The organism is Agrobacterium sp. 22-3639C2, assembly GCF_053522105.1.
Genome location: NZ_JBNWDB010000003.1, coordinates 787,123 through 808,068 on the forward strand (window position 1 = coordinate 787,123; position 20,946 = coordinate 808,068).

18 protein-coding genes are annotated in these 20,946 nt (G+C 58.3%); 8 read left to right on the forward strand and 10 right to left on the reverse strand.

Features of this window, described 5'->3' with window-relative positions; all coding sequences use genetic code 11:
• Positions 1 to 149 precede the first annotated feature (149 nt).
• The 4 genes from hutC to ACQZ6D_RS16885 all read right to left on the reverse strand — a co-directional run bounded on the left by hutC (position 150) and on the right by ACQZ6D_RS16885 (position 3,564).
• The gene (gene hutC / locus ACQZ6D_RS16870) at positions 150 to 887 is read right to left on the reverse strand and encodes a histidine utilization repressor (RefSeq protein ID WP_065703608.1); all 738 of its coding nucleotides are present in this window, start codon (positions 885 to 887) and stop codon (positions 150 to 152) included.
• A 35-nt stretch (positions 888 to 922) separates the two neighbouring features.
• Positions 923 to 1,708, reverse strand: coding sequence for an ABC transporter ATP-binding protein (locus ACQZ6D_RS16875; protein WP_013635262.1), 786 nt, complete (start codon positions 1,706 to 1,708; stop codon positions 923 to 925).
• Entirely contained in the window at positions 1,708 to 2,481 is a 774-nt protein-coding gene (locus ACQZ6D_RS16880) for an ABC transporter permease (RefSeq protein ID WP_003514452.1), read from the reverse strand. The genes ACQZ6D_RS16875 and ACQZ6D_RS16880 overlap by 1 nt, the downstream gene beginning before the upstream one ends.
• Before the next feature lie 141 nt (positions 2,482 to 2,622).
• Positions 2,623 to 3,564, reverse strand: coding sequence for an ABC transporter substrate-binding protein (locus ACQZ6D_RS16885; RefSeq protein ID WP_065703606.1), 942 nt, complete (start codon positions 3,562 to 3,564; stop codon positions 2,623 to 2,625).
• Positions 3,565 to 3,769: 205 nt separating this feature from the next.
• Between ACQZ6D_RS16885 and ACQZ6D_RS16890 the strand changes: the two genes are divergently transcribed.
• Positions 3,770 to 4,480 (forward strand): YoaK family protein, encoded by a 711-nt coding sequence (locus tag ACQZ6D_RS16890; RefSeq protein WP_065703604.1) that lies wholly within the window; start codon positions 3,770 to 3,772, stop codon positions 4,478 to 4,480.
• Between the two features lie 12 nt (positions 4,481 to 4,492).
• On the opposite strand, the gene ACQZ6D_RS16895 is transcribed toward ACQZ6D_RS16890, so the two are convergent.
• On the reverse strand, positions 4,493 to 5,011 hold the full coding sequence (locus tag ACQZ6D_RS16895) for a hypothetical protein (RefSeq protein WP_019564536.1): 519 nt from the start codon (positions 5,009 to 5,011) through the stop codon (positions 4,493 to 4,495).
• A gap of 77 nt (positions 5,012 to 5,088) precedes the next feature.
• Here ACQZ6D_RS16895 and ACQZ6D_RS16900 point away from each other — a divergent pair, with 77 nt between their 5' ends.
• A complete protein-coding gene (locus ACQZ6D_RS16900; protein WP_003514444.1) occupies positions 5,089 to 5,727 on the forward strand; it encodes a trimeric intracellular cation channel family protein in 639 nt (212 codons plus the stop codon).
• A 72-nt stretch (positions 5,728 to 5,799) separates the two neighbouring features.
• On the opposite strand, the gene irrA is transcribed toward ACQZ6D_RS16900, so the two are convergent.
• Both irrA and ACQZ6D_RS16910 read right to left on the reverse strand, forming a co-directional pair.
• The gene (gene irrA, locus ACQZ6D_RS16905) at positions 5,800 to 6,219 is read right to left on the reverse strand and encodes an iron response transcriptional regulator IrrA (protein WP_003507276.1); all 420 of its coding nucleotides are present in this window, start codon (positions 6,217 to 6,219) and stop codon (positions 5,800 to 5,802) included.
• Positions 6,209 to 6,340 (reverse strand): hypothetical protein, encoded by a 132-nt coding sequence (locus tag ACQZ6D_RS16910; protein WP_003514443.1) that lies wholly within the window; start codon positions 6,338 to 6,340, stop codon positions 6,209 to 6,211. Before ACQZ6D_RS16910 ends, irrA begins: the two co-directional genes overlap by 11 nt.
• Before the next feature lie 195 nt (positions 6,341 to 6,535).
• Here ACQZ6D_RS16910 and fabA point away from each other — a divergent pair, with 195 nt between their 5' ends.
• The 5 genes from fabA to ACQZ6D_RS16935 all read left to right on the forward strand — a co-directional run bounded on the left by fabA (position 6,536) and on the right by ACQZ6D_RS16935 (position 10,538).
• Entirely contained in the window at positions 6,536 to 7,051 is a 516-nt protein-coding gene (fabA, locus tag ACQZ6D_RS16915) for a 3-hydroxyacyl-[acyl-carrier-protein] dehydratase FabA (RefSeq protein WP_003514441.1), read from the forward strand.
• A 75-nt stretch (positions 7,052 to 7,126) separates the two neighbouring features.
• Complete coding sequence (gene fabB, locus ACQZ6D_RS16920) at positions 7,127 to 8,350, forward strand: beta-ketoacyl-ACP synthase I (RefSeq protein WP_003514438.1); 1,224 nt, start codon at positions 7,127 to 7,129, stop codon at positions 8,348 to 8,350.
• A 5-nt stretch (positions 8,351 to 8,355) separates the two neighbouring features.
• Entirely contained in the window at positions 8,356 to 9,162 is an 807-nt protein-coding gene (gene fabI / locus ACQZ6D_RS16925; RefSeq protein ID WP_003514436.1) for an enoyl-ACP reductase FabI, read from the forward strand.
• Positions 9,163 to 9,351: 189 nt separating this feature from the next.
• Positions 9,352 to 9,948 (forward strand): TadE/TadG family type IV pilus assembly protein, encoded by a 597-nt coding sequence (locus ACQZ6D_RS16930; RefSeq protein ID WP_003514434.1) that lies wholly within the window; start codon positions 9,352 to 9,354, stop codon positions 9,946 to 9,948.
• The gene (locus ACQZ6D_RS16935) at positions 9,945 to 10,538 is read left to right on the forward strand and encodes a TadE/TadG family type IV pilus assembly protein (protein WP_003514432.1); all 594 of its coding nucleotides are present in this window, start codon (positions 9,945 to 9,947) and stop codon (positions 10,536 to 10,538) included. The genes ACQZ6D_RS16930 and ACQZ6D_RS16935 overlap by 4 nt, the downstream gene beginning before the upstream one ends.
• Positions 10,539 to 10,557: 19 nt before the next feature.
• Here ACQZ6D_RS16935 and ACQZ6D_RS16940 read toward each other — a convergent pair whose 3' ends face one another.
• From ACQZ6D_RS16940 to ACQZ6D_RS16950, 3 genes are all read right to left on the reverse strand, one after another.
• On the reverse strand, positions 10,558 to 12,324 hold the full coding sequence (locus ACQZ6D_RS16940; protein WP_448729835.1) for a sulfite reductase subunit alpha: 1,767 nt from the start codon (positions 12,322 to 12,324) through the stop codon (positions 10,558 to 10,560).
• Complete coding sequence (locus tag ACQZ6D_RS16945) at positions 12,321 to 17,825, reverse strand: glutamate synthase-related protein (RefSeq protein WP_448729836.1); 5,505 nt, start codon at positions 17,823 to 17,825, stop codon at positions 12,321 to 12,323. The genes ACQZ6D_RS16940 and ACQZ6D_RS16945 overlap by 4 nt, the downstream gene beginning before the upstream one ends.
• Positions 17,826 to 18,232: 407 nt before the next feature.
• Positions 18,233 to 19,561: an MFS transporter gene (locus ACQZ6D_RS16950; protein ID WP_448729837.1), complete on the reverse strand. Its 1,329-nt coding sequence runs from the start codon at positions 19,559 to 19,561 to the stop codon at positions 18,233 to 18,235.
• 306 nt (positions 19,562 to 19,867) lie between these two features.
• Between ACQZ6D_RS16950 and cyoA the strand changes: the two genes are divergently transcribed.
• Positions 19,868 to 20,941 carry a ubiquinol oxidase subunit II gene (gene cyoA, locus ACQZ6D_RS16955; protein ID WP_003514421.1) on the forward strand — a complete coding sequence of 358 codons (1,074 nt, stop codon included), beginning with the start codon at positions 19,868 to 19,870 and terminating at the stop codon, positions 20,939 to 20,941.
• The last annotated feature ends 5 nt before the right edge of the window (positions 20,942 to 20,946 follow it).

Below are 20,946 nucleotides of genomic sequence, written 5' to 3' on the forward strand. Positions count from 1 at the left end.
ACCGGTTCATTAAAACCGGGGCCATGAACGGATGCCGTCGTGAAAGCTTTACGTTCCGATAATAAACCTGAGTTCTTTTGACAACTATTATATTGCCAAAAGACGACCCGTAAACTCTTCTTTACAAAAAATTGACCGACCTGCGGTCTTCAGGTGTTTTGCGAAGGCGAAAACTGCGCCACCAGCGCGTGTCGGTCGCCGGGATAGGTGACCCGAACACTGGTGACATAATCCGCTCCGTGCCAGGTGCGGCGGTGGATGACCAGACACGCCGCACCGGAAGCAATGCCGAGCGCGGTCGCATTTTTGCGATCAGCGGAAACTGCGCTGATGCGATGTTCCGCGGCACTCCAGGGAACCATTTTCAGCAGCCAAGTGCCCGGCCCGATCTGTGAAAAATCCGCTGCCTCAGCCTCCGGAACGGCGGTGACATTGATGATGCGTTCCTCGAGGCAAAAGGGAACGCCGCCGGCAAAATGCGTGCAGGTGAGTTCCAGAACCGGGGCATCCACGGCAAGCGCCATGGCCGCGCCGTCTTCTTCCCCCGCAGGGCGCAGTCGCCGTCTGTCGAGACGGTAACCGTAAACGAGGCCGAGGGCCTGCACCTCCCGCTCGATATCGTGGATTTCCAGCACGGCCGATTGCGCATGGGGCTGGCGAACGAAAGTGCCAAGACGACGGCGTCTTTCAATCAGGCCACGCTGCACCAGTTCGCCGAGCGCCTTGTTCACCGTCATGCGCGAGCAGGCATATTGCCGGGTCATCTCGTGTTCGTAGGGAATACGGTACCCCGGCGGCCACTCGCCCGACATGATGTGGCGCTCGACATCGTTGCGGATGCGCTCGTGCAGTGATTTTTCCTGAAGATCGGCGCCTATACTCCTCATACCGATGCTTCCTTCCTCCCGGTTCTATGGATCAACTATCCATGGGCAGCGGCGGCAATCGCCTCGCTGCGAATTTCCTCCGTCAACTTGGCGCGTAGCTGCGAAAACTCCGGGCTGGCCTTGACGGTGTAGTGACGCGGATGCGGCAGGTCGACCGGCATGATCGACTTGATGCGCCCCGGCCGCGCTGACATCGTCACAACCCGCGACGCCATGAATACCGCCTCCTCGATGTCATGCGTCACAAAAATGACGGTCTTCTGCTCGCGCTCCCATATGCCGAGCAGCAATTCCTGCATCAGTCCGCGCGTCTGGTTGTCGAGTGCGCCGAAAGGCTCGTCCAGCAGCAGGATTTTCGGGCCGTTTGCCAGAGCGCGAGCGATGGCTGTTCTCTGCTGCATGCCGCCGGACAGCTGTTTCGGCCAATGGTTCTCGAAACCGCGCAGGCCAACCTTGTCGATATAGCTGTCGACGATCTCCCATTTTTCCTTCTCGGCCACACCACGCTCGCGCAGACCGAAGGCGACGTTTTCCCGGATCGTTAGCCACGGAAACAGCGTGTAGGACTGGAACACCATGCCGCGATCCGCCCCCGGCCCTGTCACTGCCCGGCCGGACAAAAGGACTTCACCCGTCGTTGGACGGTCAAGACCGGCGATGATGCGCAGCAAGGTCGACTTTCCGCATCCGGACGGGCCGAGAATGGTGACGAAATCGTTGCGGGAGATTTCCAGATCCGTGGGCTGCAAGGCCAGCGTTGGCTGGCCGCCCTGAACGCCGGGGAAAGTGCGGCTGACGCCCTTGATAACGAGTTCGCTCATCAGGCAAGCCTCCAGGCGAAAAGCTTCCGGTTCAGCGATTTGAACGCGAAGTCAGAAATAAGTCCGATGACACCGATGACGATGATGCCGAAGATGATCTGCCCGGTCGCCATCAGCGCCTGGCTGTTGATTATCATATAGCCGATGCCCGACGACGCGCCGATCAACTCGGCAACAATGACATAGGTCCAGGCCCAGCCGAGGACGAGACGGAGAATTTCCGCAATATCGGGCGCATTGGCGGGAATGAGAACGCGGCGGACCACGCCCCGGTCTTTTGCGCCAAGTGTATAGGCAGCCTCCACCAGATCGCGTCTTGTGCCGGCAACCGCCACGGCAACCATGAGAATGATCTGGAAAACTGCGCCGATGAAGATCACCAGCAGTTTCTGCATCTCGCCGATGCCGGCCCAGAGAATAAGCAGCGGCACGAAGGCGGAAGCCGGAAGATAGCGCGCGAAGGAGACGAAGGGTTCAAGCAGCGCCTCGACCGGCTTGTAAGCGCCCATGGCGATGCCGACCGGTACGGCAACGAGCGAGGCCAGCACGAAGCCGCCGACAACACGCCAGATCGTCATGCCGATATCGCTGGCAAATCCCTGATCGGTCAGCAGATAGATGCCGTCCTTCAGCATGGTGATCGGGTCAGCCAGAAAGGTCGGCGATACGAAGCCGCCGAGCGTGGCAAAGCCCCAGGCGGAGAAAAAAAGCACGAAGAACAGAATGCCGAGAAAAATCCGCGTGCTGTTCTTTATGGGTTGAAGAGGTTGCATTCTGTCGCCTGTCCGGAAAACGGGCGCGGCACTCTATCGCCGCACCATCTAGGCGCCGTACGTCGTCCGTGACGCACAGGCGCTGTAAGGCTTCTCACTGGCTGCAATAATCCCCGAAGGAAAAGCAGCAGTTTGCTTCTGTTACTTGATGAAGGACGTCTCCGCGAGTGTCGAAAGATCGGGTTTCGATTTTATCACGCCGATTTCCAGAAGCAGATCAGCCGATTTTTCGGAGAATGTCTTGAATTCACCGTCGAAGAACTTCTGGTTGGCGGCCTTGTCCTGCCATTCCAGGAATTTCGCCGAAGCTGCGAATGCCTCGCCCGCCTGTTTTACGTCCGCTCCCATGGTCTCATAGGATTTTGCAGGGTCCGTCTTGATGAGCTCGAGCGCCTGGAAATAGCTGTCCGCAAGGGCTTTTGCCGCCTGCGGATTGGCCTTCAAGAAATCCGGCGTGCAGCCGAACGTGTCCATGACGGCGGGATAATCCAGCGTCGTCGCAAGGATTTTCCCCTTGTCCGGTGCGGCGCGCACTGTGGACAGATAAGGCTCATAGGTCATGGCGGCTTCATTCTGGCCGGCGACGAATGCCTGCGCGGCCGGTCCCGGCTCAAGGTTGACGACCTTCACGTCCTTCAGGGTCAGGCCGTTTTCCTTCAGTATCCAGGCAAGGAAGAAATAGGGGGATGTGCCCGGTGCAGAAGCGGCAACCGTCTTGCCTTTGAGGTCCGACACCTTTGCAACATCACTGCGCACCGCAATGCCGTCGGCTCCGTGCGACTTGTCCATCTGGAAAATCTGGGTGGACTTCACGCCGTTGGCATTCCACGCGATCCATGTTTCGACCGTGGTGGCGGCGCACTGGATGTCACCGGAAGCAAGCGCCAGATGCCGGCTTGCCTGCGGAATCTTCTTGATATCGACCTTGAGGCCATTCTTTTCGAAAATGCCGGCCTGCTTGGCAAGCGTCAGTGGCGCAAAGCCGGTCCAGCCGGACATGCCTATTGTAACCGATGTTTCGGCATAGGCGGAAGCAGATGAAACAAGCGTCGCGATTGCGGCGATAACCCATGTCTTTTTCATGATCGGAACCCCTTTTGATTTATTTTTGTGCGATATTTTTTTCGCTTTATTTGAGGCATGCTAGGCAGGGATTTTACATTTGTCTAGACAAAATAGAGGCGCTCAAACGCTTCCAGAAAGATTGCAAACAAGCCGCCCGGCATTCTAGACATAGGATAGCACAGCCCGGCGCATCGGCCCGCTGTTTTCCATATCGAGCTTTTCCATGACCAGACAGAGACGCCGTAACATCATCAGGGCAAGGCGCACCGGCACCGGCATTGCGCTCGTCGCCGCCATTTCATTCATCGCCGGAATGACAGATGCGGTGGGTCTTCATCTTTCCGGCGATTTCGTTTCCTTCATGACCGGCAACACCACCCGCGCGGCCATTTCGGTGGAAGCTGGCGTTTATTCCCATGCGGCGAAACTACTCTTCGCGATCATCGCTTTCGTGGCGGGCAATGCTGGCGGTATCGTGGTCGCGCATAAATTCGACCGGAGCATCTTTGCCGTTCTCGTGGCCGTCGGGTCGCTGGTGGCGATTGCCGCATTGCTGCGTGGCGATGGTTCCGCCCTGTCGCAGTTTTATCTTGTCGTTTTCGCCATGGGGATGGTCAACGCTGCCGTCGAACATATTGAGGGGCTGCCTATTGGCCTCACCTACGTGACCGGCGCCCTTTCCCGTTTTGGCCGTGGCATCGGTCGCTATCTTCTGGGGGAGCGGAGCCTCGATTGGGGCATCCAGATCGTGCCCTGGCTCGGTATGATAAGCGGCGCAATCTGCGGGGCGGTGTTGGGCGCCACGCTGCAGTACGATGCCCTGTGGGTGGTTGCGGCAACCGTTTTTGCGGTCGCCATCGCCACACTCGTCATTCCGCGTTCGCTTCGCCACCGCTATAATCAAAGGGTCCGGATCAGGCGCATCGCGCCCTGACGGACTGCGTCGTCACTTGCGTGAGATGGTGACGAATTTCGTGCCGCGCACCCGCACCGTCATCAGGCAGGCTTCCTTGTCGGTTCGATCGCAATAACGCGGGTGCATCTTCAGTACGAAGACCATGTTGCCGAAACGTTTGATGAAATCGTAGCCGTAAATCCGGGCCGTCGCGATCATCAGATATCCGCCCTCTTTGACCTGGACGTAAAAATTGTAAGGGCAACCTTCGTCATCGCAGCTGCGGCCTTTTTCGCCATCGCAATCCAGCACGCCGTGATTGACGACGGCATCCATCAGGCCATCATTGTTGATATCCAGTCTGGTGATGAAATCATCGCCGAAGCCAGCCGTCTTGCACTCCTTGCGAAAATGATCCTTCTCATAGATCTCAGGATCGTTCACCAGCTGCTGCTGTGCCGCCAGCGCGACCGGAAACATCAAGAGGACCAGCGCCTGAAGAGCGGCAACGATAGCGATTCGCACGGCATTTTCCTTTGCATCCGTTTCGTTTATGGATGTTGCGATCATCCGGGCGGCCAGCCTAGAGTTCCGTGCTTGCGCGACACTGACGCAAACGCATCCAAATTTCCGGGGGGACCTTTTCCATGACACTGCTGGGTTTTCTCGATTATGCCGGCGTTGCCGTGTTTGCCGCAACCGGCGCATTGGCCGCCTCACGCAAGCAGCTCGACCTGATCGGCTTCCTGTTTTTCGCCGCCGCGACCGGGATCGGCGGCGGCACGGTACGCGATCTCGTGCTGGGCAGGGCGCCCGTCTTCTGGGTGTTGAACCCGACCTATATTCTGGTCTGCGTATCGGTTGCGGTCCTGCTTTTCTTCACCGCCTACCTGTTCGAATCCCGGTATCGGGTGCTCATCTGGCTCGATGCCGTCGGCCTCTCAGCCTATTGCGTCATGGGAGCCGCCAAGGGTCTGGCTGCAAGCGGCTCCGCAACCGTGGCGATCGTGACAGGCGTTTTGACAGCGACGTTCGGCGGCGTATTGCGCGATGTTCTCGCGGGAGAACCCTCCGTGCTGCTGCGCCCGGAAATCTACATCACTTGCGCGCTTTTGGGGGCCTCCATCTTCACCGGCGCTTATTTCCTCGGCGCGCCGCTTTATGTCGCGTCGGGCATCGGCGTATTGACGGCTTTCGGTGTCCGGTCCGGAGCGTTGATCTTCGGATGGACCTTTCCGCCCTATAAGGGCAAGCCCGGCAGACGGCCTGAAGATATATTGAAGTGAGGCGGCGAAGGCTGCCTGAAACAAAAATGGCGCCCACAGGCGCCATGTTTTTTTGTTTATCAAGCCGAAGCTTCAACCGCGCTTGCGACGCAGGCGAATGACCACGTCCACATGGGCGATTTCCATGCCTTCGGGCGCCTCTGGCAGATTGTCGATCTGGAGATTGTTGACGGGGATGTCGAGAACCTCGTTCTCTCCTTCCACGAAGAAGTGATGGTGATCGGACACGTTGGTGTCGAAATAGGTGCGCGCACCTTCGACGGCCAGAACGCGGATCAGGCCGGCTTCGGTAAACTGATGCAGCGTGTTGTATACCGTCGCGAGAGAAACGGGCACGCCGGCGGTCACCGCCTCGTCATGCAGCTCCTCGACCGTCAGGTGGCGATCACCCTTTGCAAAAAGAAGATCGCCCAAAGCAACGCGTTGGCGCGTGGGGCGCAGCCCCGAGCGCCGCAGCCTCGTCCCGATATCCAATGTGGCGTCAAATGCCATGCAATCCCATTCCAAACACAGGGGTGAAACCCATCAATTGCAATAGCATATATCTTTTGCGGTGAATGCTTTCAATAGTTTCAGCGTCGCCGAGTGTCGCAAATGGCTGCAAACCGGCCATTCTTGCAAATTTCCTCTGGTTCCTGCCGGATGGTTCCTGTATGCGGACGGCATATTGAGGTAATGACTTCTCTAAAGAAGGTTCGAAGACAAAGAATGGGGGCATAATGGCCTCTGCCCTTGCAGCGCTTCATTTTGAACCTAACTTGCTCTAGTGAAGTCGATAAACACCAGTGATTGAGGAAGTGAAAGCGGTATGGCAACGAGGCAATCAAGTTACAATTACGAGGAGATCCTTTCCTGCGGACGCGGCGAATTGTTCGGTCCGGGAAATGCCCAGCTTCCGTTGCCTCCCATGCTCATGGTTCACCGCATCACCGAAATTTCCGAAACCGGCGGCGCGTTCGACAAGGGTTTCATCCGCGCTGAATACGATGTCAGCCCAGACGACTGGTATTTCCCCTGCCATTTCCAGGGCAACCCTATCATGCCGGGTTGCCTCGGCCTTGACGGCATGTGGCAGCTGACCGGCTTCTTCCTCGGCTGGCTGGGCGAAGAAGGCCGCGGCATGGCGCTCTCCACCGGCGAAGTCAAGTTTAAGGGCATGGTTCGCCCGGAGACGAAGCTCCTCCAGTACGGCATAGACTTCAAGCGTGTGATGCGCGGACGTCTCGTCCTGGGTACCGCAGACGGATGGCTGAAGGCAGACGGCGAAACCATTTATCAAGCGACGGACCTTCGTGTGGGGCTGTCGAAGGAAAAGACCGCCTGAAGCGGACGGAATAGTCCTGGCAAACGCCGGGCGGCTTCGGTCGTCCAGCCGAAATCTTAAGAAAAGGTCCATTTCATGAGACGAGTTGTTGTCACCGGCCTCGGCATTGTTTCTTCCATCGGTGGTGATGCCGCCGAAGTCACCGCATCACTGCGCGACGCCAAATCCGGCATTTCATTTTCACCGGATTTTGCTGAACACGGTTTCAAGTGCCAGGTATGGGGCAAGCCGTCTCTCGATCCGACCGAGCTGGTCGACCGTCGCGCCATGCGATTCCTTTCGCAGGGCGGCGCATGGAACCACGTTGCCATGAAGCAGGCGATTGCCGATTCCGGCCTCGAGGAAAGCGACATCAGCGGCAACGAGCGCACCGGCATCATCATGGGTTCGGGCGGTCCTTCCACCCGCACCATCGTCGAAGCCGCCGATATCACGCTGAAGAACAACAGCCCGAAGCGTATTGGCCCGTTTGCCGTGCCGAAGGCCATGTCCTCGACCGCATCGGCCACACTTGCGACCTGGTTCAAGATCCACGGCGTCAACTATTCGATCTCTTCGGCCTGCTCCACATCGGCGCATTGCATCGGCAACGCCGCCGAGATGATCCAGTGGGGCAAGCAGGACGTGATGTTTGCTGGCGGCCATGAAGACCTCGATTGGTCCATGTCCAACCTCTTCGACGCCATGGGCGCGATGTCGTCCAAATATAATGAGACGCCAAACCTCGCTTCCCGCGCCTATGACGTCAACCGCGACGGTTTCGTGATCGCCGGCGGTGCTGGCGTACTGGTTCTTGAAGAGCTGGAACATGCAAAGGCGCGCGGCGCCAAGATTTACGCCGAGATCGTCGGTTATGGCGCAACCTCGGATGGTTACGACATGGTGGCTCCTTCCGGCGAGGGCGCGATCCGCTGCATGCGTCAGGCCCTTTCCACCGTCAAGGGCGATATCGACTACATCAACACCCACGGCACCTCGACGCCGGTTGGCGACAGCAAGGAAATCGGCGCGATCCGGGAAGTCTTCGGCGACAAGATCCCGCATATCCAGTCGACCAAGTCCCTCACCGGCCACTCGCTGGGCGCTGCAGGCGTTCAGGAATCGATCTACGGCCTGTTGATGATGCAGGAACGCTTCATCGGCGAGAGCGCGCATATTTCCGAACTCGATCCGGAATTTGCGGGCGTCCCGATTGTTCGCAGCCGCATCGACAATGCCAAGATCGACACGATCCTTTCCAATTCCTTCGGCTTCGGCGGCACCAACGCCACGCTGGTCTTCCAGCGTCATAACGGATAATTGCCATGAACGGCATCATGCAGGGTAAACGCGGCCTCATCATGGGCGTCGCAAACAATCACTCTATCGCCTGGGGTATCTCCAAGGCTCTTGCGGCGCAGGGCGCAGAGCTCGCCTTCACCTATCAGGGTGAGGCGCTCGGCAAGCGGGTAAAGCCGCTCGCCGCCGAGCTCGGATCCGACTTTATCGTGCCTTGCGATGTCGAGGATATCGCCTCGGTTGACGCGCTTTTTGCGGCAATCCGAGAAAAATGGGGTACGCTGGATTTCGTCGTGCACGCGATCGGCTTTTCCGACAAGAACGAGCTGAAGGGTCTTTACGCGGATACGACCCGCGAGAATTTCAGCCGCACTATGGTCATCTCCTGTTTCTCGTTCACGGAAATCGCCAAGCGTGCCGCCGAACTGATGACGAATGGCGGATCCATGCTGACGCTGACCTATAACGGTTCGCAGCGGGTCATCCCCAACTACAACGTCATGGGCGTTGCCAAGGCAGCTCTCGAAGCGTCCGTGCGTTATCTCGCTGCCGACTATGGCCCGCGCGATATTCGCGTCAACGCCATCTCGGCCGGACCGGTCCGCACACTGGCGGGCGCCGGCATTTCCGATGCGCGCGCAATTTATGCGTGGAACCAGAAAAACGCACCGCTGCGGCGGACAGCGGATATCGACGATATCGGCGGATCGGCACTTTATCTGCTGTCCAACATGTCGCGCGGCGTTACCGGCGAGTGCCACTATGTGGATTGCGGCTACAATATCACCTCCACACCCACCCTTGAGGTTCTCTCAAAAGCGGATGCGGAATAAGCTATCGTTTTTCCAGTAAGTAAAAGCCCGGCGATATGCCGGGCTTTTTGCGTTTATAGCCTGTGCCATTTTTGCGAACTGATAAAGTATAACTCGTTGGGGTAACTGAATTTAAACACCGGCTGGTTATGGTCCGCAACAAATTCAACGGTTGCGCTTGCCGCATATTCTAAAGATCGACACCGACATATGCGACTGGCCAAATTGAAGCCATTGCTGGAAAAATTCGGGCTCTCGCGTGACGGGACAGCAGCCATCGAATTCGCGATCCTGGCGCTTCCCTATTTCCTCGTCGTCTTTGCGATCATCGAAACTTTCATCGCCTTGATGGCGGAGCAAGTGGTCGTCAATGCTACCGACACGATGGCGAGGCGTCTGCGCACCGGGCAGATCAGCAGTTCGATTTCCAAAGAGGATTTTCGCAAGAGTTTCTGCAACGAAGTTTCGGTGATTATCACCTGCTCGGCTGATGAGATCAAAAAAGAACAGAAGCTTTACATAGACCTTCGCTCCTTCACCGCCTTCAAAGATATTCCAACTACGATACCTTTGAAAGCTAACGGCGAATATTACGATCTCGACACGGCGCAATTCGGCTTCAAGCCGGGTGGGCCGGACACGATCAACATGCTGCGCGTCTATTATCGCTGGCGTGTAGTCGCAGATATCATCCGACCATATCTTACCAAAATACGCCCAGCCGACGGGTCGATGCCGTCGCATTTCCTCATTGTCGCGACCGACGCTTTCATGAATGAGAAATACACCACGAGCGGGGGCTCATGATGGCAGGTCTTGTTTCCACCATCACGAACGGCCGACTTCGTTTCATCGCGCTCGTTGCACGCTTCGCAAGGGATCGCCGTGGCGTGGGTGCGGTAGAATTTGCAATCGTCTTCCCGATATTGCTTGCGCTTTATCTGACGTCCTTCGAACTCACAATCGGCTATAATACCTACAAGCGGGCAAGCAGCGCCTCCGCAACGATCAACGACCTGATCTCCAAAACAAATTCCGTCGACAAGGCTTATCTGACAAGCATGCAGGACGTAACGGCTGCCGTCTTTGCGCCTTACAGCACCAAGGGTCTGCAGCTGAAGATCAGCGGCATCAAGATCGACAAGCAGAAACAGGCGACTATCGCCTGGTCCTGGAACGAGAAAAACGCGCGGCCCTATGTGGTGGGATCACCAGTCTCCGTTCCCACACGTTTGCTTGTAGCGGACAGTTTCCTCATCCACGTCGAGCTTTCCGTGCCGCATGAATTGTTGATGTTCATGCCAGATATTTCTTCGTCCGGCGTACGATCGATCACGATCGCACGCGATTATTTCTTCAAGCAGCGCGACGCTGAGATAACCTGCTCCAATTGCTGATGCGCCTCAGCGCTTTGCTCTAATAAACATCGCGCAGATACCGTTTTTCGCGCTTCAGCCGGTTTACATAGTCGCTTGCCGCTTCCGCAGAGATGCCCGCCTCGTCAATAACGATCCGGTACAGGGCATCGTCAACATCCTTCGCCATGCGGGTCGCGTCGCCGCAAACATAGAAATGGCCGCCCTCTTCGAGCCATTGATAGAGTGCCTTGCCGTTTTGGCGCATACGGGTCTGAACATAGATCTTTTCGGCCTGATCCCTCGAGAAAGCGAGATCGAGACGGGTCAGCACGCCATCGCGACTCATCTTTCCAAGTTCGTCTTCGTAGATGAAATCCGACTGCCGGTGTTGATCGCCGAAAAACAGCCAGTTCCGGCCCTTTGCGCCCCGCGCCTGCCGTTCCTGCAAAAAAGCCCGGAATGGCGCAATGCCCGTGCCGGGTCCCACCATGATAACAGGTGCGTCATTATCCTGAGGCACGCGAAACGCCTTGTTCGGAGAGACGAAAATCCCGGCACTCTGCCCCGCTTCTACCCGGTCCGCGAGATAGGTGGAGCACACGCCGCCACGCTCGCGACCTTCGGCGCGATAACGCACGCTGGCGACTGTCAGATGCACGCTGTTGTGCGCGGCCAGAGGGCTGGAAGAGATAGAATAGGCGCGATGCTGTAACGGCTTCAGGAAAGTCACGAATTCAGCAAGCTCGAATACGGGTTTTTCACCGAGACTAAGCAGGTCGAGAATATCCTTGCTCCAGAGAAAGGCGGCAAGCTGTTCCCTGTCTCCATTCGCAAGGATGTGGCTGAGTTCATCGTGCCCTGCGCGCTTGCCGATCTCCGCGACCAGTTCACGCGACGGTGTCGATATCTCGAACATATTGAGAAGCGCATCGCCGACCGGACGGTCGAGTCCGGCGACTTCGCCATCCGCGCTCACTCCGAAGCGTTCGAGCAGCGCGCCCACTAGTTTCGGGTCGTTTAGGGGAACGACGCCCAGAGCATCCCCCGCCTCATAATCGAGACCACTTTCGCCAAGATCAAATTCGTAGTGGCGAATTTCCTTGGACGAAGCATGCCCGGAAAGAAGGCGATTGACGCTCACCTGCGCAGCATAGGGGTTCTTGCGGCTCCAGCCCTGTTTTGCCCGCGCGGGCGCCTCGGCGATCGCCGGCACAACCGCCACCTTATTGCCACCATCGATGGCGAGCGCGAGTGGCAGGGTCTCGCCGATCCAGTTGGCGGCGACATCTTCGAAATCGATATCGCAATCGATACGCGTCTTCATGCGTTTGCCGCCAAGCTGCTCGAAGCGGGTATCGATGAGCTTGCCCGCCTGGCAGAAGCCATCGTAACCGGTGTCGCCAAGCGCAAGCACGGCAAAGTTCATCTCATCCAGCCGGGGTGCGGCCTCCGTGGAAAGTGCCTCCCAGAAAAGCTGGGCATTGTCAGGCATTTCACCTTCGCCGTAGGTGGAGGTGACGACAATGACGCGCTTCATGACGCCCAGACTATCCATGGAAACATCGTCCAAGGCTGTCACCACAGGCTGCATGCCCTGGGCACGGGCGGCGTCGGCTATATCCATCGCCAGCGCCTCGGCATTGCCGGTCTGGGTGCCAAAGAGAATGTTCAGCACGCTGGCCGCCGCCTTGGGAGCGGCAGCGGCAACCGATGTGTCCATACCCATTGCTGCGCGGGAATGAAGCCCGGCCAGGAAGCCGGATAGCCAAGCGCGCTGGTCGCCATTGAAAGGGGCATCTTGAGGAATGTAAGGTATGTTCATCATGTTGCCCTGTTCTGGCTGGATGCGGTGGCAAGGTCGGGAATGGCACGCGCCGCGAAAAGCTCCTCAAAGCCCGGCAGACGACCGATCTTCTCGATGTTTTTGCGGTTCTGCTGAATGATCCAGCCATAGGTGCCGGGACTATCCACCGACCAGATGTTGCGGCGCGCAAGCGCCTGCTTGTAATCGTCAAGCCGCTTGGCGGCGATCATCACCGCAAGCTGCTCGTCATCATGATCGGAAAGCGCCTCGCGCGCATATTTCAGCAGCCGCTGCATCAGCGCATAGTCCTCCGTGAGGACGAGATTGCGCACGGCTTTTTCGATGGCGGGATCGGAAGGACCGGATGCCATCGGCAACCGTTGGAGAGCAATGGCCTGCGCCATACTCAAAACCGTGTAGTTGTTGATGAGCGCATACATGTCTTCCGTATCCGTCTCACCATAACCAGGGACGGTTCCGTTCAACACGGCCTTGCGGTCGCGATAGGCCAGCTTGAACTTCCGCACCTGATGGGCGGCAAGCGCGGATGCCAGTTCCTCCAGCAGCTCCTTGCGGGGCTTGGCTTTCAGAATTTCGTCGCTGTCCTGATAAAGCAACAGGGCGCGCGGCATGCCGTAAACGAAATTGTGCTGTTCGCTTTCCCAGTTTTCCAGAATCCATGCGGCCTTGGCCGACCCTGTTTCGTCGACATGCCAGGTCAAAAGCTGGTGAACGGCCTGATTGTGGATAGATGCCTGTTCGTCCTCGCCGGTGATGGAGCCGAGCATGATGGAATCATGGCTCACCTTCTTCGGCAGATCGCCGTAAGGGTCATATTGATAGACGAAGCCGCCGCTCATGCCGTTGCCGAAACCCTTGCCGAAACTGCCGAGGTTAAGCACAGCGCCATTGGTCATATATTCGCAGGCGAAGTCGCCCACACCTTCGACAACGGCTGTCGCACCCGAATTGCGCACCGCGAAACGGTCGCCCGCCTGCCCTTCCACGAAAGTGCGACCGCCGGTGGCGCCGAACAATGCAAAATTGCCGACCAGCACATTGCCATCAGCATCTTGCGAACCGCCACCGGGGGAGCGCACTACAATGGTGCCGCCGCAGGCGCTTTTGCCGACGCCATCATTGCAGGTACCGGTATGGACCATGACCATGCCGTCATTGCAGAAAGCGCCGAAGGACTGCCCTGCTGAACCTGATGTTTCGATGCGCACCGAACCCGCCTCCAGAAAACGGCGTCCACGGCTATCCCGCTTCACAGCCGGAAGCGCATCCGCCTCTTCGTCGGAAAGTTCGTGGTTCAGCATGCGCTCGATATCGACGGCGAGCTGGCCGCCAACACTCTTGTTGCAATTGTTGAGGAAGCGGTTGCCGCCAAGCTCGATGTTCTCCCGCTTGCTGTCGATCAGAGCCGAGCGCACGAGTTCGATGAAGGCATCGTCCAGCGCGAAGTCCTTTTCCATATAGACCGGGCTGTCGATCTTCACTTCCTCCACCACCGAAAGCATCGCCCGCAGGTCAAGCTGGCCGACACTCGCCGGATGATCGAGGAGGTGAAGAAGATCGGAACGGCCCCGAGCTTCGCGCAGCGAGCGCAGCCCGAGTGCGGCCAATATCTCACGGGTTTCATGGGCGATGTTCATGAGATATTGCGCCAGCGCGCGCGGATCGCCGTTGAAGGCTTCCTGATTGGTGGTGAGACCGGCGGGGCACTTGATGTTGCAGTTCTTCGCCATGACGCATTTCAACATCATCAGCGCCGTGGTGCCGAATTCGAAGCTGTCGCCGCCGAGAAGGGCCGATTTCACCACGTCGCTCGCCGTCTGGTGCGCGCCGGAGCAGCGCAGCAGCACCTTGGCACGAAGGCCCGTGGCGCAAAGCGCCTGATGCACCTCGGCGATGCCGATTTCCGCCGCGCGGCCGGTATATTTGAGGCTGGTGACAGCGGCCGCACCCGTGCCACCGGTATTGCCGGCAACATTGATGACGTCCGCACCCGCTTTCGCAACACCGACTGCAATCGTGCCGATGCCTTCCGACGAAACGAGCTTGACGATGACGCGCACGCGCGCCGCCTTGGCGTCGTGGATTAGCTGGGCCAGATCCTCGATCGAATAGGTATCATGGTGCGGCGGCGGCGAAACCAGCTCGACGCCTGGGGTGCCGCCACGAGCCGCGGCTATTTCCACCGTTACCTTGGGGGACGGCAATTGCCCGCCCTCGCCGGGCTTTGCACCCTGGCCGATCTTGATCTCTATTTCCTCCAGCATCGGGTCGGCAAGATAACCCGCCCAGACACCAAAACGGCCAGACGCGAACTGCTTGATGCGCGAGGCGCGGATGGTGCCGTAACGGGAAATATGCTCGCCGCCCTCCCCCGAATTCGACATGCCGCCAACCATATTGGTGCCATGCGCCACCGCCTCATGGGCGGCTGCGACCAGCGCGCCATGGCTCATCGCACCCGAAGCGAGGGTCTTGGTGATCTCACTCGCCTTTTGCACAGCGTCGAGCGCAATGCTGTCAGGTGCGGTGCGGATCAGCGACAGATAGGTGAATGCTTCACCCTTCGCCTGAACCAGAAGCGCGCCGCCTTCCAGCCAATGGCCGGCAATATCCTCACCGAAACGATCGAGCAGCGACTGTCTGAGTGCGGCAAGCCGGGCAAGCTCATGACCGTGCGGGCCGGTCAATTGCAGCCGGAACGCGCCTTCGCCCGCACTTTCGCAGAGCAATCCGCGCACCATGAAGCTGTTGTTGCCACGTCTGGAAAAGCGCCCCATCTCGCGGCGGAATTCTTCGGCCGAACCGGCAAAGGTCACATCAGCCGGCAATTCCAGAACATCACGCAGGGCTGCCGGACGGCGGGCCCTTTCTTCGGCCATCATGCGGGCGAAGGCGCGGTAACCCGGCGTTACCTCGAAAGCGTCGATTGCTTCGGGCGTCAACCGGTCGAAGCTGTTGTGATAATAGGCCGCATCGTTGAGGCCGAAAGCATCCTCCAGCCGGTTGAGCGGCAGGAGACGCAGCGCCTCCTCGTTGTCGGTTCCCTTGTCGAAACCGATTTTTTCCTCCGTCATATCGACGAAACCGCGAACCGCCGTCGTGCCATAGGAATGGCCAGCACCTTCGGCGCGCTCCTTGAAGAGACCGAGCAGCGGAATGTCGTTTTCACCCTTTACCGACAGCGCCTTTCGATGCCAGTCCGACACCGCCTGCGCGATGACAGCGAAGGTAACGCCACCGACCGGGGTCCTAACATTGGGGAAATAACGCTTCAGCACAGGATCGTTGGTGTCGAGGAAGTTCGGTTCGAAGAACTCGCCGCCAATATAGCTTTCCGCCGTGCACAGCCCGACCTTGCCCATGGTCTTCATCAGCGACTTTTCAGCCGCCTTGGCAAAACGCTTGAAGGCCTTATCAGCATCGGCGCCGAATTTCTCCTCGGCACGGAACTGCACGCCGAGTGGGTAGACAGCCGAAGCCCCGAAACCAAGGCCCGCTGCGATGTGATGCGAGGAGGAAAATTGCCCACTTTCAACGATCAGGGACACGCGTAGCCGCAGACCCTCCTCGATCAGCCGCTGGTTGATGGCGGAGACGACCATGATCATAGGCAAGGCCGCACGACCTGCCGAAACGTGCCGGTCAGTGACGACGGCAATACCGCCCTCCTCAGCCGCGAAAGCCACAACCTCACCGCAGAGGCCATCTATCGCCTGACGCAAGGCCGCTTCGTTGGCAATCGCAGCATCAAAGATCGGCGTATAAAGCATCTCGAAACGACGAACTGGCGTCTCCGACTGCTCGCGAATGCGCAGCATGTCGAGATGGGTCAGGATCGGGGAGCGCACGACAATCTGGCGGGCCGCTTTCGCACCGCTATTCGGCTTTGCGCCAAGCGCCACGCGCAGCGTCATGCCATCGGCCTCACGAATGCTGTCGAGCGGGGGGTTGGTGACCTGCGCAAAGCGTTGCGAGAAATATTTGGCAACCCCGCCTTCCTGATCGGAGAGCGCGTTGATGGCATTGCCATAACCCATGGCCGAGATTTTTTCAGCACCCGACGCCAGCATCGGATCCATCAGGAACTTGAAGCTTTCCTGATTGTGCGAATAGGCGACATAACGCTGATGCCGTTCCAGATCGCCATTGTATCGAAGCGGCGATCCCTGCTTTTCGGCGGGCACCTCCGGCAAATCCGCAAGCATGACGCGCGCTTCAGACAATAGCGACGGGTAGTCCCGCCGCGCCGCCAGAAGCTCCAGCGCCTCGACGGTGGAAAAGGCGCGCCGTTCGGCGTGGTCGTAATAAAGCATGCCGCCGGCCTCGATGCGGCCGCGACGAATGACGCTTTCGGCCGGAAAGGCTATCTGCCCCGCCTCCGACATGACGCAGAGATAATCGTCTGTCTCGACGGTCCGCAGCGGGCGCAGGCCGAGGCGATCAAGCCGCGCGCCGATGATGGTGCCGTCGCCGAAAATCAGCGCAGCCGGGCCGTCATTCTTCTCCTCGTAGAGCGAGAAATATTCCAGCATCGCCTTGACGCCAGGCGAGAGCGTGTCGTCGTTTTCCCAGGCGGGCGGCATCATCGAGACGACGGCGGTGACGAGGTCGAGACCGTCTTCCATCACCCGCGCCTGCAATGTCTGGTCCAGACGGCAGCTATCAGACTGGCCCTTCGGCCGGATGATGCTGGCATTTTTCGCCAGCGCCACGGCCGCTTCCGACAGCCGGTTCTTCTTGTCTGTGTTGAGTTCGCCATTATGCGCCATCAGCCGAAAGGGCTGCGCCATGGAGGGGTGCGGATCCGTATTGGTGGAAAACCGCGTGTGGAAATACATCGTATGCACTTCATGGCGCGGATCGGTCAGGTCGCAGAAATAGGGCATGACCTCATGCGAGTTCAAACGCCCTTTCAGAACCTGCGTGCGCGCGCTGAGCGACAGCGGATAAAAACCGGCAAGTTCCGGCGCAGTATAGGCAAGCGCCTCGATAGCGAGCAATGCCTTGTGAATACGCCAGTCGAACTCGGCAAGGGTTGCGCATTCCGCTGGGGCCGAAAAGACCCATTGCCGGATCGGCAATTGGTAGGAAATGGCGGCCGCGCGGATGGCCGCGTCATTCACCGGTACATTGCGGACGAGCAGGATCGAGAAGCCCTGTTCCTCCAGAGCACTGCCGATGATGCCGATCGCCTGGTCATAAAAAGCAGGGTTCTGCGGCAGGAAAAAATTGCCGACGCCGAACCGGCCGGCTTGCAAGGAACCGTTGCCCGTCAGCTTCCGGAAAAATGAGAGTGAAAGATCGAGCGACACGCCAGCACCATCACCCACGCCCTCCGCCGACATGCCGCCGCGATGCGGCACGGCACAGAGCGCCTCGTGACCGCGCTTCAGCACATCATGCGTCTGCACGCCGTCCTTGCGGGTGATGAAACCGACGCCACAGCTGCTTTTCTCAAAAGCCGCATCGTAAAGGCCGAATTTTTGCTCCGTCACGCTCAAGGTTCTCTCCTCTCGTTGCGCATTCCGCGCGGCATCGCCCTTTTCCCGAAACCCGGCGCGTCAGCCGGCACTCTGCGGGCGGAGCCGCAGGCGACCTGGCTGCTCCTCTTCTTTTCTGCTTATCGGCGTTTAATGGCGCGAACGGTCGTTTTGCGGCCGCCAAACGGCGTGGCGGCATTGGCCGCTTTCTCGCAAATAATGATCGTCATCGTTCGCATTGCGTTCCCTGATGGCCGGCATTTCCGGCAGTGAGACACATTGAATTACGTCAGTATTGCTTACATAATATTTCATGATGGTCAGAGTCAAGATTAAAATCTGTCCCACGCAATAAAAAAACAAAAACGCCGCGAAATCCGACAGGATTCCGCGGCGCGATGGCTGCAGAGGTGTTTATATTGCCCTGTTCAATCCGAGGGCATGTCCAGTGTTCGGCTGAACCACAGTGCGACCAGTGTACAGACTGCACCCGACATCAGGTAAATCCCGACCGCAAACAGTCCGAATTTGGACGAAAATCCGAGCGCCACGAGCGGTGCAAAACCAGCGCCGATCAGCCAGGAAATATCCGAGGTGAGCGAAGCGCCGGTATAACGGTATTCGCGGCTGAAGCGGGAGGCGAGCGCACCGCCCGCCTGGCCGAAGGACAGGCCAAGCAATGCAAAGCCGACCAAGACGAAAAGATAACGCCCTATATCGCCCGAACTCAGCAGAAGCGGCGCCACGAGGCTGAAAAGACCGATCAGCACTGCGGCGAAAGCCAGCAGCTTCCGCCGGCCGATTTTGTCGGCGAGAATACCAGACACGACGATCATGCCGCCGGCGATGATGGCGCTGACGAATTGCACGAACAGAAAGTCCGAAACCCGCTGGGTGGTATTGAGGGAAACCCAGCTCAGCGGGAAGACCGTGACGAGATGGAAGAGCGCGAAGCTTGCCAGCGGCACGAAAGCGCCCGTCAGCACGACCGGAAACTGCGAGCGCAGCATCTTGAACACGGGGCGCGGCTCCAGCTCATGCTGTGCAAGCATGGACTGGAATTCCGGCGTGACAATCATGCGCAGGCGGGCAAAGAGCGCGAGAACATTGAGCGCGAGCGCAACGAAGAACGGGAAACGCCAGCCCCAGGCCAGGAATTCCGCGCTGGAGAGCTGCGTCACGAACACGATGAAGAATGCGCTGGCAAGACCAAAGCCCATCGCCGCACCAATTTGCGGCATCATGGCGTACCAGCCGCGCTGCTTCGGCGGTGCATTCATGGCGAGGAGCGAGACAAGACCATCCCAGGCACCGCCGAGACCAAGTCCCTGACCGATACGGAATACCGCCAGAAGACAGGGGGCAAGCATGCCGGCCTCCGCATAAGACGGAAGAAAGCTGATCGCCATCGTGGAACCGCAAAGCGTGAACAGGGCCGCCATCAGCTTGACGGCACGGCCGAACTTTCGGTCGATCTGGAGGAAGATCAATGAACCGATCGGCCTTGCGATGAAGGCCAGCGAGAAGACCGCAAAGGAATAAAGCGTCGCCGTCAGCGGATCGACGAAGGAAAAGAAGACATGCGGAAAAACGAGCGCGGAGGCGATGGCGTAGATGAAAAAGTCGAAAAACTCCGTCATTCTCGCAAGAATGACAGCAATTGTAATGCGATCCGGATCGACCTTGACCGGATCGGTCCCATGTCCCTTCGCTTCCGGCGCCTGCCCAAAAGATGGAGCAGCATCAGTATAACTCATAATATCCCTCCTGCGTCATGGACGAACCATTTCCTGTAACGCGCCGGCTCCTCTTCCTTAGCGTTACGATGCGACGGATTGTCACACGCACCCTACGTAACGTCAATTGAAGTTTGATAAGAAAGGCTTGCCCCGCAAGCTCCCTATGCGATAATGCAGCCGCTCCGCCTTCAAACGCGGCTCCGCTAAGCCTATGGTGCATCGCGAAGGTTTCGCTGCACCGCGACAATATACCTCATTTCAAAAATGATGTTCGGCAATTAATCGCGGCATAATCCAAACTGTACGAGTTCAAAGAACGTGCGCATGATCAAGAAAATCACATCTGCCCTTCTGGCAATCCCCGCACTGCTGCTGCTTAGCGGCTGTAACCTCGTGGTGATGAACCCTTCGGGCGACGTCGCCATCCAGCAGCGCGACCTCATCATCACGTCCACGGTTCTGATGCTGCTCATCATCGTCCCGGTTATCGCCCTGACGCTGTTCTTCGCATGGAAGTATCGCGAATCGGCGAAGGCCGAGGATTACGATCCCGAATGGCATCACTCGACGCGCCTTGAAATGGTGATCTGGTCCGCCCCGGTCGCCATCATCCTGATGCTAGGCACTGTGACCTGGATTTCCACCCACCGTCTCGACCCCTACCGCCCGCTGGAGCGTATCGACGAAAACCGTCAGGTTACCGCCGAAACCAAGCCGCTTACGGTGGAAGTGGTGGCCATGGACTGGAAGTGGCTGTTCTTCTACCCCGAGCTCGGCATTGGCAGCGTCAATGAATTCGCAGCTCCGGTCGATGTTCCGATCAACTTCAAGATCACCGGCACGACCGCGATGAATTCGTTCTTCGTTCCCGCACTCGCCGGCCAGATCTACGCCATGGGTGGCATGCAGACCAAGCTGCACGCGGTCATCAACAAGGAAGGCGTTTATGACGGCTTCTCGGCCAACTTCTCCGGCCCTGGCTTCTCGCATATGCGCTTCAAGTTCCATGGTCTCAGCCAACAGGGCTTCGATCAGTGGGTTGCGAAGATCAAGGATGGCGGCAAAGGCTTCGGCCGCCAGGAATATCTCGACTTTGCCAAGCCTTCGGAACGTGAGCCGGTGCAATATTTCGCCTCCGTCGATCCGCAGCTTTACGATGCCATCCTCAACCGCTGCGTCGAGCCCAACAAGCTCTGCATGCGTGACATGATGCATATCGACGCCAAGGGCGGCGGCGGCAAGGAAGGCATCGATATCGCCAAGGCGCTGAACTCCGTCGTCTGTACACCGCTTTCACCTTACGGTGTCGCCAGCGGACCCCAATCCACTCCGGCTGCGATCGAAGGACAGACTTTCGAACCCGCGGCGCTGCCGGAAACGAAACAAGTCGCTGGCTGACGGAT

Bases quoted from the DNA above. Each gene is read 5' to 3' on its own strand.
- fabA (WP_003514441.1), top strand. From the start codon at position 6,536: ATGGCAACGAGGCAATCAAGTTACAATTACGAGGAGATCCTTTCCTGC.
- hutC (WP_065703608.1), bottom strand. From the start codon at position 887: ATGAGGAGTATAGGCGCCGATCTTCAGGAAAAATCACTGCACGAGCGC.
- ACQZ6D_RS16900 (WP_003514444.1), top strand. From the start codon at position 5,089: ATGACACTGCTGGGTTTTCTCGATTATGCCGGCGTTGCCGTGTTTGCC.
- ACQZ6D_RS16885 (WP_065703606.1), bottom strand. From the start codon at position 3,564: ATGAAAAAGACATGGGTTATCGCCGCAATCGCGACGCTTGTTTCATCT.
- ACQZ6D_RS16950 (WP_448729837.1), bottom strand. From the start codon at position 19,561: ATGAGTTATACTGATGCTGCTCCATCTTTTGGGCAGGCGCCGGAAGCG.
- ACQZ6D_RS16890 (WP_065703604.1), top strand. From the start codon at position 3,770: ATGACCAGACAGAGACGCCGTAACATCATCAGGGCAAGGCGCACCGGC.
- fabB (WP_003514438.1), top strand. From the start codon at position 7,127: ATGAGACGAGTTGTTGTCACCGGCCTCGGCATTGTTTCTTCCATCGGT.
- irrA (WP_003507276.1), bottom strand. From the start codon at position 6,219: ATGGCATTTGACGCCACATTGGATATCGGGACGAGGCTGCGGCGCTCG.
- ACQZ6D_RS16910 (WP_003514443.1), bottom strand. From the start codon at position 6,340: ATGGCCGGTTTGCAGCCATTTGCGACACTCGGCGACGCTGAAACTATT.
- ACQZ6D_RS16935 (WP_003514432.1), top strand. From the start codon at position 9,945: ATGATGGCAGGTCTTGTTTCCACCATCACGAACGGCCGACTTCGTTTC.
- cyoA (WP_003514421.1), top strand. From the start codon at position 19,868: ATGATCAAGAAAATCACATCTGCCCTTCTGGCAATCCCCGCACTGCTG.
- ACQZ6D_RS16930 (WP_003514434.1), top strand. From the start codon at position 9,352: ATGCGACTGGCCAAATTGAAGCCATTGCTGGAAAAATTCGGGCTCTCG.
- ACQZ6D_RS16895 (WP_019564536.1), bottom strand. From the start codon at position 5,011: ATGATCGCAACATCCATAAACGAAACGGATGCAAAGGAAAATGCCGTG.
- ACQZ6D_RS16940 (WP_448729835.1), bottom strand. From the start codon at position 12,324: ATGATGAACATACCTTACATTCCTCAAGATGCCCCTTTCAATGGCGAC.
- ACQZ6D_RS16875 (WP_013635262.1), bottom strand. From the start codon at position 1,708: ATGAGCGAACTCGTTATCAAGGGCGTCAGCCGCACTTTCCCCGGCGTT.
- ACQZ6D_RS16880 (WP_003514452.1), bottom strand. From the start codon at position 2,481: ATGCAACCTCTTCAACCCATAAAGAACAGCACGCGGATTTTTCTCGGC.
- fabI (WP_003514436.1), top strand. From the start codon at position 8,356: ATGAACGGCATCATGCAGGGTAAACGCGGCCTCATCATGGGCGTCGCA.